This window comes from Polyangiaceae bacterium (genome assembly GCA_020633235.1).
In the GTDB taxonomy this organism is placed as follows: domain Bacteria; phylum Myxococcota_A; class Polyangia; order Polyangiales; family Polyangiaceae; genus JACKEA01.
Genome location: JACKEA010000004.1, coordinates 410150 through 425666, shown reverse-complemented (window position 1 = coordinate 425666; position 15517 = coordinate 410150). Strand labels below are relative to the sequence as shown.

13 protein-coding genes are annotated in these 15517 nt (G+C 66.9%); 9 read left to right on the top strand and 4 right to left on the bottom strand.

Annotation, left to right across the window (positions count from 1 at the left end; genetic code table 11):
- Position 1 precedes the first annotated feature (1 nt).
- From H6717_23310 to H6717_23285, 6 genes are all read left to right on the top strand, one after another.
- Positions 2-703, top strand: a complete 702-nt coding sequence (locus H6717_23310) for an ABC transporter ATP-binding protein (GenBank protein ID MCB9579974.1) — start codon at positions 2-4, stop codon at positions 701-703.
- On the top strand, positions 700-1908 hold the full coding sequence (locus H6717_23305) for an efflux RND transporter periplasmic adaptor subunit (GenBank protein ID MCB9579973.1): 1209 nt from the start codon (positions 700-702) through the stop codon (positions 1906-1908). Before H6717_23310 ends, H6717_23305 begins: the two co-directional genes overlap by 4 nt.
- A gap of 86 nt (positions 1909-1994) precedes the next feature.
- Entirely contained in the window at positions 1995-3548 is a 1554-nt protein-coding gene (locus tag H6717_23300; protein ID MCB9579972.1) for a serine/threonine protein kinase, read from the top strand.
- Between the two features lie 32 nt (positions 3549-3580).
- Complete coding sequence (locus H6717_23295; protein ID MCB9579971.1) at positions 3581-4402, top strand: hypothetical protein; 822 nt, start codon at positions 3581-3583, stop codon at positions 4400-4402.
- Positions 4403-4427: 25 nt separating this feature from the next.
- Complete coding sequence (locus H6717_23290) at positions 4428-5423, top strand: hypothetical protein (GenBank protein ID MCB9579970.1); 996 nt, start codon at positions 4428-4430, stop codon at positions 5421-5423.
- Positions 5424-5460: 37 nt separating this feature from the next.
- On the top strand, positions 5461-6873 hold the full coding sequence (locus H6717_23285) for a hypothetical protein (GenBank protein ID MCB9579969.1): 1413 nt from the start codon (positions 5461-5463) through the stop codon (positions 6871-6873).
- Between the two features lie 78 nt (positions 6874-6951).
- Here H6717_23285 and H6717_23280 read toward each other — a convergent pair whose 3' ends face one another.
- Together H6717_23280 and H6717_23275 are read right to left on the bottom strand one after the other, a co-directional pair.
- On the bottom strand, positions 6952-7548 hold the full coding sequence (locus tag H6717_23280) for a hypothetical protein (GenBank protein ID MCB9579968.1): 597 nt from the start codon (positions 7546-7548) through the stop codon (positions 6952-6954).
- Positions 7549-7724: 176 nt separating this feature from the next.
- Positions 7725-8846: a serine/threonine protein kinase gene (locus H6717_23275; protein MCB9579967.1), complete on the bottom strand. Its 1122-nt coding sequence runs from the start codon at positions 8844-8846 to the stop codon at positions 7725-7727.
- A 110-nt stretch (positions 8847-8956) separates the two neighbouring features.
- Here H6717_23275 and H6717_23270 point away from each other — a divergent pair, with 110 nt between their 5' ends.
- The 3 genes from H6717_23270 to H6717_23260 are packed head-to-tail and all read left to right on the top strand — an operon-like array spanning position 8957 to position 11862.
- Complete coding sequence (locus H6717_23270; GenBank protein ID MCB9579966.1) at positions 8957-10519, top strand: RNB domain-containing ribonuclease; 1563 nt, start codon at positions 8957-8959, stop codon at positions 10517-10519.
- 56 nt (positions 10520-10575) lie between these two features.
- Positions 10576-11373 carry a site-specific DNA-methyltransferase gene (locus H6717_23265; protein MCB9579965.1) on the top strand — a complete coding sequence of 266 codons (798 nt, stop codon included), beginning with the start codon at positions 10576-10578 and terminating at the stop codon, positions 11371-11373.
- A 9-nt stretch (positions 11374-11382) separates the two neighbouring features.
- Positions 11383-11862: a hypothetical protein gene (locus tag H6717_23260; protein MCB9579964.1), complete on the top strand. Its 480-nt coding sequence runs from the start codon at positions 11383-11385 to the stop codon at positions 11860-11862.
- Here the strand turns inward: H6717_23260 and H6717_23255 are convergent.
- Positions 11852-12985, bottom strand: a complete 1134-nt coding sequence (locus H6717_23255) for a response regulator (protein MCB9579963.1) — start codon at positions 12983-12985, stop codon at positions 11852-11854. The two genes, H6717_23260 and H6717_23255, sit on opposite strands and share 11 nt — an antisense overlap.
- The gene (locus H6717_23250; protein MCB9579962.1) at positions 12982-15516 is read right to left on the bottom strand and encodes a response regulator; all 2535 of its coding nucleotides are present in this window, start codon (positions 15514-15516) and stop codon (positions 12982-12984) included. The genes H6717_23255 and H6717_23250 overlap by 4 nt, the downstream gene beginning before the upstream one ends.
- Position 15517 lies beyond the last annotated feature (1 nt).

Below are 15517 nucleotides of genomic sequence, written 5' to 3'. Positions count from 1 at the left end.
GCTGGCTCCGGCGCGAGTGCTGGTGGACGCGCGCGGCGTGAGCAAGACCTTCGGCCACGGGGAGCTCGCCACTCCCGTGCTCAGGGGTATCGACCTCCAGGTATTCGCCGGCGAGCTCGCGCTCTTGATGGGACCCTCCGGCTCCGGCAAGACCACCCTCATCAGCGTGTTGGCGGGGCTGCTCAAGCCCAGCGGCGGGCGGGTGGAGCTGTGTGGTGAGACGATCACGGAGCTGGCGGAGACGGCCATCACCCGCATTCGGCGCCAGCACTTGGGCTTCGTGTTCCAGAGCTACAATCTGTTCCCCGCGCTCACGGCCCTGGAGAACATCGCGGAGGTGCTCAAGATGAAAGGCACGCCGCCCGAGACTGCCGACGACAAGGCCACCGCGGCACTTTCGATCGTCGGTCTGGGGGAGCGGCTGCATCACCGCCCCGGCGAGCTGTCCGGCGGGCAAAAGCAGCGCGTGGCCATCGCCCGCGCGTTGGCCGGGGATCCGTCGCTGATCTTGGGGGACGAAGTGACCGCGGCCCTCGACACCCACACCGCCCTGAACGTGGTGTCCATCCTCCGCCAGCAGGTGAGCCCCGAGCGGGGCATCCTGCTCGTGACCCACGATCACCGCCTGGCGGAGTTTGCGGATCGCGTCATCGAGATCGAAGATGGCGCCGTGTCCCGCGTGGTCCCCGGAGGTGCGGCGTGAAGCGGCGGCCGTGGCTGGTAGTCGGCGGAGCGGTGGTGCTCCTCGCCGGCGGCGGCCTGTGGATGACGAGCCGCGCCGAGAGCGCCACGGTGGCAGCGGGCGAGCTACGCGAGAAGGTGGTGGCCCGCGCCGTGGTGATCCCACTGGCGGGCACCGCCGAGGTTCGGCCCCGCATCGACGGACAGGTGATGCGCGTCCACGTGCGCGAGGGCATGCGGGTGAAGGCCGGTGACCTGCTGGCGGAGATCGAGCCCGCGGTGGTGAAGGAAGAGGTCGAGCGCCGCGAGGCCGAGCTTCGCTCCTTGAGCAGCACCGCGAGTGCCATCGCGTCGGGCGCGCGCCGACAAGAGGTGGAGGCGCTGGAAGCGGAGCTCCGCGGCGCAAAGGAGGAGCTGTCCCTCGCGAAGAAGCGCGCCGCCCGGGAAGAGAAGCTCCAGGCCAGCGGAGCGAGCACCGCGTCCCAGTTGGACGAGGCGAAGAGCGCCGTGCGCATCGCCGAAGCGCGCGTGGAGAGCCTCGGCGCGCGGATCTCCTTGGCCAAGGCCGGCGGCCGCCCGAGCGAGGTGCGCGCCGCCAAGGCGCGCAGCGCGGCCGCCGCCGCCGCGGTGAAACAAGCAGAGCAGGAGCTCGACAAGACGAAGATCGTGGCGCCCATTCCGGGCGTGGTCTTGGCGCGGCGTGTGGACCCGGGGGACACGCTGACGGGGACCGCGGCCGGGACGCAACCGGCAGCCTTCGAGATCGCAGATACGTCTCGCGTGGAGCTCCGGCTGGAGATCGAAGAGGTGGATGCCATGCGCGTCACGCCCGGCCTGGCCGTCACGCTGCGCATGCCGGGACAGCCCGAGGTCATCGGCCAAAGCACCGTCGATCGCGTGGGCGCGCAGCTCGAGCACCGTACCATCGGCGCCTTCGACGCCCGCGAACGGGGCGAAGGCTGGGTGCGCACCGCCTGGGTGAAGTGGGACGAAAGGCGCGAGCTGCCCATCGGCCAGCGGCTGGAGGCGACCATCGCCCTGCCCGCGCGCTCGGTGGAAGCGCGCATCCCGCGGGGCGCGATCCAGGTGACGGACGGCTACGCAGTGGTGGACGTTCGCTCCACGTTCGGCTGGTCCTCCCGGCGCGTGGAGCTCGGCGCCGCGGACGACGAGTTCGTGGAAGTGCGCGGCGTGTCGCCCGGCACCCGCGTGCGTGTAGTGCACTGAGCGTCCAGAAAGACGCGCCGAGCGCCCGCGAGCTTCCGCGCCGCAGCGACATCCCCCTGTCAAGAACACGAGCTGGGAGTGATATGGTGGCCGACCCCGTGCCCAGCAGCTCGCCCTCGGAAGACGTCGACCACCTGCGCGACCGCGTGCGGCTCTACGCACAGGTGCTGCTGTCCATCGACCTCTTCGCCTACCTGAGCGACGTCGTGACGCCGCTGTTCGTGTACGACGTAAAACCGCCGGAAATGCCGCTATGGGCCACGGTGCTGCGCTGGTCGGTGACGACCGGGGTGCTCGTCACGTGGCTGTACACCAAGCTCGGCAGGCCGGGCCGCACCGTGCTCTTGGTGCTGGAGAGCGGCATCACCCTGACGCTCTCCGTGGTGTACACGCACATAGCCCTGGCGGCGATGACCGGCGACAGCGCGCTGTACGGTCCGGTCTTCGCCATGTTCGGCATCGCGCTGCTACTGGTGATCCGCTCCGCGCTGGTGCCGAGCCCGGTGCGACGCACCGTGATCATCGGCATCGTGGCGGTGGCCTCGCTGTTCGCCATCACCAGGGCAACGCGGGGCAGCATGGACCCCGCTGCGGCGGACGGGATCGGCTTCATCGGCAGCGCCTTCGTGATCACCACGGCCGTCACCTCCCACGTGATCTACGGCCTGCGGCGCACGATGCGCCGCGCTCTGCGCCTGGGTCAGTACGAGCTCGGACGCAAGATCGGCGAGGGTGGCATGGGGGTGGTGTACGAGGCGACGCACGTGATGCTGCGCCGCCCCACGGCGGTGAAGCTCTTGCCCATCGAGAGCGTCGGTGAGCAGACGGTTCTTCGATTCGAGCGGGAAGTTCGCCAGACGAGCCGACTGGAGCACCCGAACAGCGTCGCGATCTTCGACTATGGGCGCACTCCGGACGGCCAGTTCTACTACGCCATGGAGCTCTTGGACGGGCTCACGCTGCAGGAGTTGGTGAAGGATCATGGCCCCGTCAACGCTGCGCGCGCCGCGGGCATCTTGGGACAGGCGGCGCGGGCGTTGGCGGAAGCCCACGGGTTGGGGCTGGTGCATCGCGACTTGAAGCCCGCGAACATCATGCTGTGCAACCGCGGGGGCGTGCCGGACATGGTCAAGGTGCTCGACTTCGGTTTGGTGAAGGAGCTGGACAACCCCGAGGTCGACGACATCACGCAAGCGAACGCGGTGGTGGGCACGCCGCATTACCTCGCGCCGGAAGCGATCACCAAGCCGAACGAGGTGGGCCCGGCGTCGGACGTGTACGCGCTGGGCGCCGTGGGCTACTTCCTGCTGACGGGTCGCGAGGTGTTCAGCGGAAGCTCCGTCATCGAGATCTGCTCGAAGCACCTCACCCAAGCGCCGGAGCCACCCTCGAAGCTGGCGGGGCACGCGTTGGATGCGCGTTTGGAAGCGCTCCTGCTCCGCTGCCTGGAGAAGGAGCCGGGTGACCGACCTGGAGACGGCAGGGTCCTGGCGGACGCGCTCGCCGACTTGGAGATTCCAGGGTGGTCCCAAGCCGATGCCTCGGACTGGTGGCGAATGCGTCCCCGGACCGAACGAGCAAGCCTGGACCCGGCCGTGGAGAAGACGGAGCTCGCCGTGGACGTCGCGCGACGCACGTGACGCGCGGGGTATTCGGGGGTACGGGCCCGCCAATGACCCGACTACGCTCGCTCCTGCTGTTTCTCGCGCTGCTGGTTTCCGGCTGTGCAGGCCCGACCTACGTCGTCGAGCACTACCCCGGCCCGCAGAAGAGCGCCGAGGACATCGCCGTCTTGCGTTTTCGCGGAGCCGATGACGCGAAGCTGGTCACCGTGGACGGCGAGCGCGCCGACATTCCCATCGACGAGGACGCACGCCTGCACATCGAGGTGCTGCCCGGCGAGCACCGCCTCGGAGTGGTGAGCGCGTCGGATCTGCAAGGCCCGCTCCAGATGGTTTCCTTCGCCGCGGTAGCCCAGAAGACGTACGCCGTGGCGTTCACGCCCCAGGGCGCCCGAGTGTACGAGATCGATCCCGACAGCGACGCACGGCTGAGAGACGTGACCCTACCGCCGGCTCGTCCTTCGGCACCCGCCATCCCGGCTCCGGCCCCTGCACCAGTGGTGGAGGAAGTGCCCGTGGCACCCGCGAAAGGATCGCGAGACGCCGCGCGGGAGTGGATGAACGCCATGATGCAAGACCGACTGGACACGGCAATGGCGCTGACCGGCATGCCGTTTTCGTGGGACCGCCGCGACTTGATCAGCTCCCGCGACGAGCTTCGCATGAAGATCGCCGAGGTGATGCGGGACAAGGATCACAGCCAGCTCACCCTCGGCACGGAGGAGCTCGTGACCCTCGATGCCGCGGAGCTGTCCCAGCGGTACCGCGGGAGCGACCCCGTCGAGGTCGTTCGCTTTCCGGTGAAGGGCGACGAATCGGTGCTGGTGTTCGTGCGCTCGGCGGACGGCAAGGTGGTGGGGTTCACCGACTAACGCGCATCGAGTACCCTCCTTGGACATGCGTGCGTCCATGTTGAGTCTCGCGCTCGCGCTGAGCGCCTGCGGCGGAGCACAGAACGAGGCTCGCGCCCCGTCGAGCGCCGACCCCACGCCGACGCCAGCGGGGGCGGGGAGCCAGGGCGTTCGAGTTCCCTTCGCGCCTCAGATCACCCTCGGCACCGACTTTGGATGCTGGCTGAAGTCGAATCACCAAGTGAGCTGCTGGGGCGATCTGGAAGGCAAGGCGCCAAAGGGCGAGCTGCTTCAGATCTCGGCTGCCTCGTTCCACGTCTGCGGCATCAAGAAGGACCAGAGCGTGGTGTGCTGGGGAGCACACGACCAAGCGCCAGCAGGTGCGTTCGCGCAGATCTCCACGGGAGACGAAGCGTCCTGCGGGGTGCGTCCCGATGGTCAGCTCGTGTGCTGGGACGCCAAGGGCCGCACGCAGTACTCCCAAGACCTGATTGACAAGTGCAGCGGCGAAGTGGGCGACTGCGAGGGCGCGTCCGTGCTCGGAATGCGCCTGGTCTCGCGGCGCCCCAGCGGCACGTTCAAGCGAGTCGCCGTGGGTGGCCGGCACGCCTGCGCGCTGACGCCGGATGGCAGCGCCAAGTGCTGGGCGCCCGCCGAGTCCGACGAAGACGAATCCGCCGGCGGCGAGATTGACGACGTCGCGCTCCCGGCGGGCAAGTACAGCGAAGTGACCGCCGGCTTCATGCACACCTGCGGTATCTTGGAAGGCAGCGGCGCGGCGGGGACGGTGGTCTGCGCGGGCGGTGTGGAAGGTCAGTCGAAACCCGGCGCCAACACCGCCAAGAGCATCGCGGCCGGCGTGATCCTCTCCTGCTCTCTGGGTCTCGACGGCCAAGCTGCGTGCTGGGGAGGCGACGGCGCGACTCCGCCGTCCGGCAAGAAGTTCGTGGCTCTGGCCGTCGGGTTGCGCCTTGCGTGCGGGCTCCCCGCCGGCGGCGACCCCGTGTGTTGGGGAGAGACCGACAGCTCCGCCGCGCCGTGACGGCGCCCTGCACGTGAAGTAGCGTCCCTTCTCCGGCATGCCTCGCTCCCGACTCAGCCCCGAGCGGATGCTCGACATCCGAAAGAGCGAGCTCGACGAGAGCGGCAACCGTGTCCTCGGTATTTCGATGCCCGGGCTCAAACAAGCGCCGGAGCGCATCGCCGCGGCGCTTTCGCTGTCCGAGCCCCTCTCCTACGAGTGGGTGGTCACGAACGGCGAGCACGAGAAGCGCGGGACCATCGACCCCAAGCGTCCGACGATCAGGCTCTCGTTTCGTCGCGACCAGGATCCCGAAGGGGCGTGGTTGCTGCAGGTGCTCGCGCGAAGCGGCGACAAGCAGAAGGAGCTCTGGCGCCAGTACCTGTTCGTGCAGTGCGCCCTTCGTCGAAGCCAAGCCGAGATCGCCGAGATCGCCGAGCGCTACGCCCCCATCTTCCTGTTCTCTGCGAAGGAGAAGTACTTCCCGGTCTCGCTGAAGACGTTGCTTCGAGCTCCAGCCATCAAGAATGCGGACGAGAGGCTGAAGATCAAGACCGTGTTCGGCAAGGAGGCGATCCCCTTGGCCGAGCTCGGGAAGTTCATGCGCTACAACGGCCACAGCGAGTACTTGCTGGACTTCAACGTCTTCAGCATGAAGCGCTCGGTGTTTGCCACTCTGGGCGGCGACCCACACGACGCCGTCATCTACTACTCCTATCTGGAAGACCCCGACAGCGATCGCTTCTTCATCACGTATCACCAGATCTACGCCTACGACACCAAGACCGGGCTCGCGCGCATCACCAACATCGGCCCCCACGTGTTCGATCGCGAGAGCATGATCCTGGTGTTCGAAGGAAGCGAGCGGCCGTCTTCCATGATCATCTCCGGGCACCTGGAGAATCAAACCATCGCGTTCTTGAAGAACCTCAAGCGCTGGTCTCAAGGGCGCCTGCGCGTGCCCTTCGACGACCCACGTACTTTGAAGCTCGGTGACCACGCCGTGATCGCCGTGGGAGAGGGCTCGCACGCGCTCTACCCCACCAGCGGAGAGTACCAGCTGTCTCTACTGCGAGAGATCGCCGGACACGTCGACGGGACGCTGCTCCGCGGCCGCGGCCAGCGTCATGACATCTTGCCCGAGCAAGTGTTGCTGCCTCCTGCGCTCCGGAGCCAACGCGTTCCCACCTACCGGCTCAACGCCTTCGGCCTGGATCACCTGACCAGCCGCATTCACAAGGACCCCGAAGGGCGCGATCCGTACCGCGCGTTCCTGGTGTTCAGCGGCTACTGGGTGGACGTGGCCGGCACCCAGAACGCGCGCTTCCCACCGTTCACGCGCAACCTGACGGAGATTGGGGACTGGGTGGACGGCGCCTTCGAGTGGCTGTGGGACGACGTTCCGGACGAGTACCACGACAACAACGGGCTCATCCTCGAGTTCCTCCGAGAGAACACCGAAGACTTTTGAGCATTTCTTTGTCGCTGCGGCGCGGAAACGCCGTGCTCGCGCGCAGCGACGTTTCCGCGGCGCACCAACATACAAACGCTACAGGGCGTAGGAGATGCCGCCGCTGTAGCTTCGCTCACCGAGGAAGATCGCTTCGGCCGTGAGGGCAAAGCGCGGGCCCAGGCTCAGGCTGGAACCGACGCCGATGGCATAGTGATGGCGATCGCTCCCGGTGTGATCTTCGCCGCGGCTGTGCCACAGCACCGGACCTCCGAAGGCGCGGGCAGCGGCATACGGGCTCCAGGCCTCGAACAAGGTGGCCCCGGCGAGCACTCCGGCGCGCAGATCGAACGCGCTGAAGTGGGAGCGCTCGTCGTAGCTCTGGGCGCGGGTGCGCGGGAACGACGCGCCAAAGGCGAGCGTGCCGGTGACGAAGGGCACCTCGCCCTTGCCGCCGATGATGCGATAGGCGCTCGAGAGGCTCACCACGGGACCGGGCAGCACGTCCCAGCTCGAGCCTTCTCCGGATAGCTCCCCCGCCAGCACTGCGCCCGCGGCCAGCTGCAGCGTGGTGCGCTCTCCGAAGCGGCGCGAGAGCGAAGCTACGGCAGCGTGTTGCTCGAGATCGTAGTCCTGCTCGCCGTCGAAGCGAAGCTCCGCTTGGGTGAAGGCGTAGGCGGCGCCCACGCGCCACACCGGTGGCTCGGGGGCCGCTGCGGATTCACAACCCGTCGGACCGACGGGCGCGACCAGACCTCAAGCGTGCGCTGGGCGTGCGACGAAGGTCAGCGCCAGCGCGGGAACCAAGCCGAGCAGTGCGATGCGAGCCATGCGGAGATGCATGGTCCGAACACCTCGGGGCGGCAAGCCCTTCACTCGTCGCTGATCGCGTTCTTGAGGGCCGCGCGGCGGGCGTGGATGGTGGGGCCGAGGAACGTCATCACGAAGCGAGCGAACTGGTCCTTGGGCACCGGCGCGCACACCTCGGCGTAGGCGTACTGAATGGCACGACGCATGTCCGCGGCGGTCTGGAAGCGGTCTTGGGGCTCGCGGGCGAGGGCGCGGTAGACGATTTCCGCGACGGGGCGCGGAGTGGAGGCGGGCAGCGGCGGTACCGGCTCGCCGAACTTGATCTGTCGAACGATGGCGGGGATGTCGCCCTCGTAGGGCAGACGCTGCGCAATCAACCGATACAGCACCACCCCGGCGGCCCACACGTCCGTCCGCCGGTCCGGCTGGGCGCGCAGCACTTGCTCGGGCGCCATGTAGCTGACCTTGCCCTTGAGCACCCCGGTGCGCGTCTGCTCCGCCAGCCGCTCACTGGCCTTGGCCACGCCGAAGTCGATGAGCTTCACGTCTCCATGAGACGACAGCATGATGTTGGAGGGTGAGACGTCCCGGTGCACGACGTTCAGGAGCTCTCCGTGGGCGTCCCGAAGCTCGTGCGCGTTGTGGAGTCCGAGGCAACACTCTCCCACGATACGAAGCGCGATCGCGAGCGGCACCTCCTTGCCCTTTGCGGCCAACGCGCGAAGAAGCGCCGACAGGGTATCGCCCTCCACCCACTCCAACGCCACGTAGGGGATGTCCGCGTGGACGCCGACGTCGCGAATGCTGACCACGTTCGGGTGACGGATCTCCGTGAGCAGCTTGGCTTCGTCCAGGAACATGTGCACGAACACGAGATCGTGAGACAGGCTCGGAAGCAGCGTCTTGAGCGCGATGATTTCCTTCTTGCCGCTGCTGCGCGCACGCCATGCCATCCACACGTATGCCATCCCGCCCTTGGCCAGCCGCGTGATGAGCTCGTAGCGACCGATACGAGTGCCCGACTCGAGAGGTGCTTGGATGGCAGGGGCCTGGGGCGGGTCCGAAGTCTGCTGCACCACCTTCGCCCAGCGCGCTTGGAGCGGCGCGGTCCCGGTGAACGTGTCCGTCTCCCATTCGCTCTGGGGCGAAACGTCCGGCACTTTCGGGGGATCGGATCCCGACATGATTCTGGCCCCTGAAGGGCAATGTTCCAGGATACGCCTCCAGCGTGCCAGAAAAAAGCAGGGAAGGCCTCGCGACCGGGTCGGGGATCGTCCAGGATCCGCGCTCAGCCATGAGCAATTCCGCCACCGACAACGTCCGCCGCATCGCCGAAGAAGCCGGGCTTTCCCTGGAATTTCCGGAGCAGGTCCGAGAGGAGGCGGAGCGCTGGGTGCGGTCGCCGAACATCGACGACACCGACCTTTCGGATCTCCGTCACGTGCCTTTCGTGACCGTGGATGGGACGGATACCCGGGATCTGGACCAGGCGCTCTGGATCGAGCGCGAGGGCCCGGGCTACGTGGTGGACTACGCGATCGCGGACGCATCGTGGTTCGTACGCCCCGGGCATCCGCTGTGGGACGAGGCGCTGAAACGAGGCTCCAGCTACTACCTGCCGGGGCTGATGATCCCGATGCTGCCCCGCACCTTGTCGGAGGGAGTGGTCAGCCTCAACCCCGGAGTGGACCGACGTGCGCTGGTATTCCGCATGCGCGTGGATCAGCAGGGTGAGTGCACCGGCACTCGGCTCCTGCGCGCGCGCATCCACAGCCACGCGAAGCTGTCTTTCGACGAGGTGCAGGGGTTCTACGACACCAAGGAACATCCGCTGTCGACCGAGCCCTATGCCGAAAGCCTGCGCCTGCTCCGAGAGGTGGGAGAGCTTCGCATGACGCGAGCGGACGAGCGCGGCGTGGTCCGCTTCCGGCGCACGGAGGTGGGCGTGACGCTCTCGAAGCAGCATCAATTCGTCGCCGTTCGAGAGCTACGGCTGCCGGTAGAGCGCTACAACGAACAGATCTCTCTCTTGTGCAACGTGGAAGGAGCACGCTTTCTGCGCGAGGGCGACACGCCGGGGGATGACGTGGATCCCATCTACCGCACCCACGAGGGCCCGGACGAGGAGCGGCTCTCCGCCTTCGAGCGTCTGGTTCGGAGCTTCGTGGAGAGTCGCAACCTTCCACCGAAGCCGTGGGCCTGGGACCGACACGACGCTCGGTCCCTCTCCGAATACCTTTCGTTGCTGCCGAGCAGCGGAGCGGAGCAGCGGTTGGCCCTGGCCATCCACCGCCAAGCGCTGTTCGTGAGCGGGCGTAGCGCCTACTCGGCGGAGCCGGCGGCTCACTTCGGCGTCGGCGCGGAGGTGTACGGTCGCTTCACCGCACCGATGCGCGAGATCGTCGGCGTCTTTCTCCACGGCGAGGCCATGGAGAAAATCGCGGGCGAGAAGCTGACGGACCCTGACGCGCCATCGGGAACCGCGCTGCAGCGCGCCGTCTTGGCCGCCGCCAACCACTCCAAGAACGTGCAAAAGCAGCTGACCCGGGCGGTGAACGAAGCCGTGTTGAACGAGCTGTTTTCCGGAAAGCAGAAGGATTTCTCCGGCACCGTGATGGGCTGCACCTCCGAGAAGCTCCACGTGCTGCTCGACGAGCCACCGGTGGACGTGAAGCTCTACGGACGGCATCTGTCCAAGGCCTTGGGGCGCAAGGTCGTCGCCAGCGACGACGGCGCGGAGCTCCGAGACCAGACGGGACGAGTCTTGTGTCGCCTCGGCGACCGCGTACAAGTCCACGTGCTCGGCCGCGACGAGCACGCCAAGCGCTGGCAGCTCGCGCTGGAGCCGCAGGTGTGACAAATAACGTCCGAACAAAAACCGAGACCCGCGGCGCTGTGATAGAAACCGATCCCATGACGGACGGCGTGGTCTTGGACTCCGCGGAGAGCTTTCGACTCACCCATCCCGGCAGCGTGCCTGCCCCCCGGTTGGCCCAAGCCGGTCCCGCGTATGGGGTGAGCCATGGGGATGCCGTAGCCTTCCTCCGCACCTTGGCGACCGAAAGCGTGGATCTGGTGGTGACGGACCCCGCCTACGAGTCCCTGGAGAAGCATCGCGCCCGCGGCACCACGACACGGCTCAAGCACAGCAAGGCCAGCAGCAACGACTGGTTTTCGATCTTTCCCAATTCCCGTTTCGGCGAGCTGTTCCGAGAAGTCCACCGCGTGCTGCGACCGAACACGCACTTCTACCTGTTCTGCGACCAGGAAACGATGTTCGTGGCCAAGCCCATCGCGGAGGAAGCCGGCTTTCGCTTCTGGAAGCCCATCGTGTGGGACAAGGTGGCGATCGGCATGGGCTACCACTACCGCTCGCGCTACGAGCTCATCCTGTTCTTCGAGAAGGGCAAGCGGAAGCTCTTGGACCTGTCCACGCCCGACATCATCACCGAGCGACGCATTCGCGGCGGGTATCCGGCGGAGAAGCCCAGCGCCGTGGCAGAGGTCCTCATCCGCCAGAGCAGCCTGCCCGGGGACTTGGTGGTGGATCCGTTTTCTGGTTCCGGCTCCACCGGCGTAGCGGCGGTGCGGGAGGGACGGCACTTCCTGGGCACGGACCTGTGTCGGGAGGCGGTCGCCATCGCGGGAAGACGGCTGGAAGAGGCGGGGGGCCAGGCAGACAGCGGGCTCTTGGCCTCACGCCTCCGGTAGAATGCCTGCGTGACGGGGAACCAATACAAGCGGCGCATCGCGCGCTACCTGCTTTCCGCCTACGGCAGCCGCGGCATCCACCTTTATGAAGAGGTGAGCCTCGGAACCAGCATCATCGGGAAGCAACGGCGCATCGACCTGCTGGTGGTCCACCCGGCCACCGGGGACTCGCTCGCCCTGGAGTGCAAGTACCAGGACTCCAGCGGGACGGCGGACGAGAAGATCCCGTACGCGCTGCAAGACCTGGCCACTCTGCGCATCCCCGGTGTGATCGCCTATGCCGGGAGCGGGTTCTCGGAGGGAGTGCTGCACCTGCTACAGAGCTCGGAGCTCGCGGCCTACTGCTTGCCGGACGACCTGAACAAGCCGCAGCCGCGAAAGAGCGGCGAGAGCATAGATAGTGGCACCTGGCAGCTGGACCACGTGCTGGCAGTCACCTTCCGCTGGTGGGACGTGGTGCTCGCCGGGCGGACGCCGCTCATTCTGTAGCGGGCAGCGAGAGGCGGAAGCGCGCGCCCCCGCTGGAGAGGTTCTCCGCAGTCAGATCCCCGCCGTGCTCCTGCGCGATGGTCTTGGAGATCGCCAGACCCAGACCCGTGCCGGCTTCCTCCTTGGTCGTGTAGAACGGATCGAAGATCCGCTTCAACGCGCCCTCTGGAATGCCGGGCCCGTTGTCCGCGACGTCCAGCTCCACTTTGCCGCCGGCGTTTCGAATCAAGATCGAGATCTTGTTCTCGTGGTACGGGCGGTCTCCCAGGGCCTGCAACGCGTTGACGACCAAATTGAGGACTATTTGCCCGAGCTTCGAGGCGGATCCCGTCACCGTGTGGGGCCCCCGGGCGTCCAGCTCCACGCTGGCTCGCTTCACGATTTCGCGGTTCACCAGCTGCAGCGTCATGCGAACCACATTGGCCAGATCCACGAGCTCCGGCTTGCTGGCCGCCGGCCGCGCGGGCATCTCGATACCGCGCACCACATCCATGATGCGGTCCATGGCGAAGCGAGTGTCGGCGACGGAGTCGTCGATCTCCTTCACCAGCGCGGCCACACGTCGCGGATCCGCCGAGCCGCCCTCGATGGCGCGCTTGGTTTCGGCCACGGCACCCCGGAGGATCTCCAGATTGCTGAGGGCGACCCCCAGCGGATTGCGCAGCTCGTGGGCGATTCCAGCCGCGACGACCCCGAGGGCATAGAGCCGCTCGGTCTCCACCAGACGGCGCTCCATGCGGCGCAGCTGACCTGTCATTTCATACAGGTGCAGTGCATCGCGAATTTCCGCCGCCAACTCGTCGGGTTCCCACGGTTTTTTCAGATAGCGCCGCACCTGACCGCGGTTGATCGCATCGATGGCGGCCTTCAGGTCGGAGTACGCGGTGATCAGGATGCGAATGGTATCGGGGGAGCGCTCCTTGACCTGCTCACACAGCTCCACGCCGGTGACGCCGGGCATGCGCTGATCGGTGACCAGCACGGCGACGTCACGCTCTTCGAACACCTTCAGTGCGTCGGCGGCGCTGCTCGCGGTCTGCACGTCGAAGTCGTCGCCCAGGGCGGCTTCACAAACGACGAGGTTGGCCTCGTCGTCATCGACGAACAACACCAAACCACTCACGCAGCGGCCTCCATCGCAGGCAGCTCTATCACGAACTCGGCTCCCCCACCCTCACGTGGTTGGTAGCTCACCAATCCGCCACAATCATCGACGATCCTGCGACACAGGTACAACCCCAAACCGGTGCCTTCCCCGGCTGGACGAGTGGTGAAGAACGGCTCGAAAATCAGCGCCACAATCTGAGGATCCACGCCCGGGCCGTCGTCGGAAATACTGACACGTATGCCGCCAGGAGCCCGTGCCGTTCGGACCCAGAGGTTTTTGGGTCCTGCTCGGAGGGCGTTGTCGAGCAGGTTCAAGAAGACCTGGTTCATCTGACGTGCAGGCGCGAGCACGCGCAGGCCCGCGCCGTAGTCGCGATGAACCGTCACGTCTCCAATCTTGTGCTCCAGGAGCCGCAAGGAGGACTCGATGCCCTCGGAGATGTCGCAGGCGGAAGCAGCTACGCCTTCTGCGGGCCGCACGTGCTCCTCCAGTACGGCCACGATGTCCATGATGCGGCCGGCGCCTTCTTCCACCACGTTCAAGAGCTTCTCGCTGGAAACCTTCTTGCTCTGCCCTGCGCGCTTGAGCACGCGCGCGGCGTTCAGGATGGCGTTCAGCGGGTTTTTCACCTCGTGAGCGATGCCCGCGGCGAGCGTCCCGGCGGTGGTGAGCTGCGCCTGATCTGCCAGCTGCAGACTCATGGCACGTAGCTTCAGCTGAGCGCGGATCCGCGCCAGCAGCACGCGGGTGTGAAAGGGCTTGGTGACGAAGTCATCCGCACCCGCGGAGTAGCCTTCCAGTGTCGCGTCGGAGCCGGAGCGCGCCGTGAGCATGATCACCGGCGTGGCCTTCAACGAGCGGTCGCTCTTGATGGTACGACACAAGTCGGTACCGCTCACGACGGGCATCATCACGTCCGTGAGCACGAGGTCCGGTCGATCCGCGCGAACGATGTCCAGGGCCTGCCGTCCGTCTGCTGCGGAGATCACTTCGAACTCGCCTTGCAGCGAGCGCTCCACGAACTCGCGCAGGTCGGTTTCGTCCTCCACGACCAGGATCTTGGCCCGACGACCACGATCCAATCGGATCGGCTGCTCCTCGTCCCGTGTCACGACCTCTCGGGCGCGGTCTGGAATGCTGGCGAAAGACGCGCGCACGCTGTCCGACGACCGCCGCTGGGGATGCGATTCCTTGCTCACCCGCCGCCGCTCCAGCACCTCGGGGCGGAAGTGCTCTCGGCCCCGCGGCAGGCGCATGCGAAACAGCGCACCCTGCCCCGGACTGCTCTCCACCACCAAGTCGCCGTCGTGGAGCCGCGCCAGCTCTCGGGCCAGGGCCAGGCCGATGCCCGCCCCCTGGTGCCTGCGGCGCTCGGAGCCCTCCACCTGGTAGAAGCGCTCGAAGATCCGCTCTTGGTCCTCGGAAGCGATGCCCTCGCCGTCGTCCCGCACGCACAGCTCGTATTCGTGGCCGTGGTCCTTGACGCACACCTCCACGTGGCCGCCCTCAGGCGTGAACTTGAGGGCGTTGCCCACCAGGTTGGTCAGGATCATCTCGAGCCGATGGGGATCGCCCCACAGATCGGGGCTTTGCGCGGGAGCGTCCAGGGTGAGCGAAATGCCCCGACTGAGCGCCGTGGGCTGAGCGCCGTCCACGATCCGACGTGCCATCTCGGCGAGATCCACCTCGGCGACGCGCAGACGCAGACCGCCGGCGTCCAGCCGAGCGAGATCCAACAGGTCGTCGATCAAGCGGAGCAGGCGCTGCGCGTTTCGGCGCACGATGCCGAGGGCCGCCTTCTCCTGCTCCGGCGGGTTGCGCGACAGCAGGTCCTCCACTGGGCTCAGGATCAGCGTGAGGGGCGTGCGGAGCTCATGGGAGATGTTGGCGAAGAACTCGTTCTTCATGCGGTCGAGCTCGCGCAGGCGTTCCAAGGTCCCCGCAAGCTCCACCGAAGTGCTCTCCACCTCGGCGCGCGCATCGAACTCGCGTCGAGCCGAGCGAAAGCGAATGACCGTGGAGGCCACGGAGATCACCATCGTGAGCGCGATGAAGTAGAAGTTGTTGAAGAACTCGCGATAGTGCAGGCGCCCCTGGCTCGCCTCCACGACCGCGGGCGCCAACCACAGGAACATCACTGCGAAGCTGATGGCCAACGCGTGACGCCAGTGCAGCGTGTACAGCACGCCAATGGCCAGGATGCACAGGTTCAGTCCCGCGTAGTACGGCGAGTCTGCGCCCTCCAGCCGAAGGATCATGGCTTCGATGCCGGCGCCGCACACCAGCGGCGGCCCCGCCGCGAGGATGACCGGGCGCCGAATGGCGACGGGGGCATACGACACGGCCAAGAGCACCAAGGCCACCAGCGCCGACAGCAGGCGAATGACCAAGAACTCGCCCACATGGCTCGGCGCCATGGCGAAGTCCAGCGTGAATCCCGCGGGCATGAGAACCGCAGAAAGCAGATAGCCGAGGCGGGCGCCGGATACGTTTCGGCCAGCCAGCTCTGCTTCGAAGCGGTCGCCCGTTTCCCGGGCGGCTTTCATC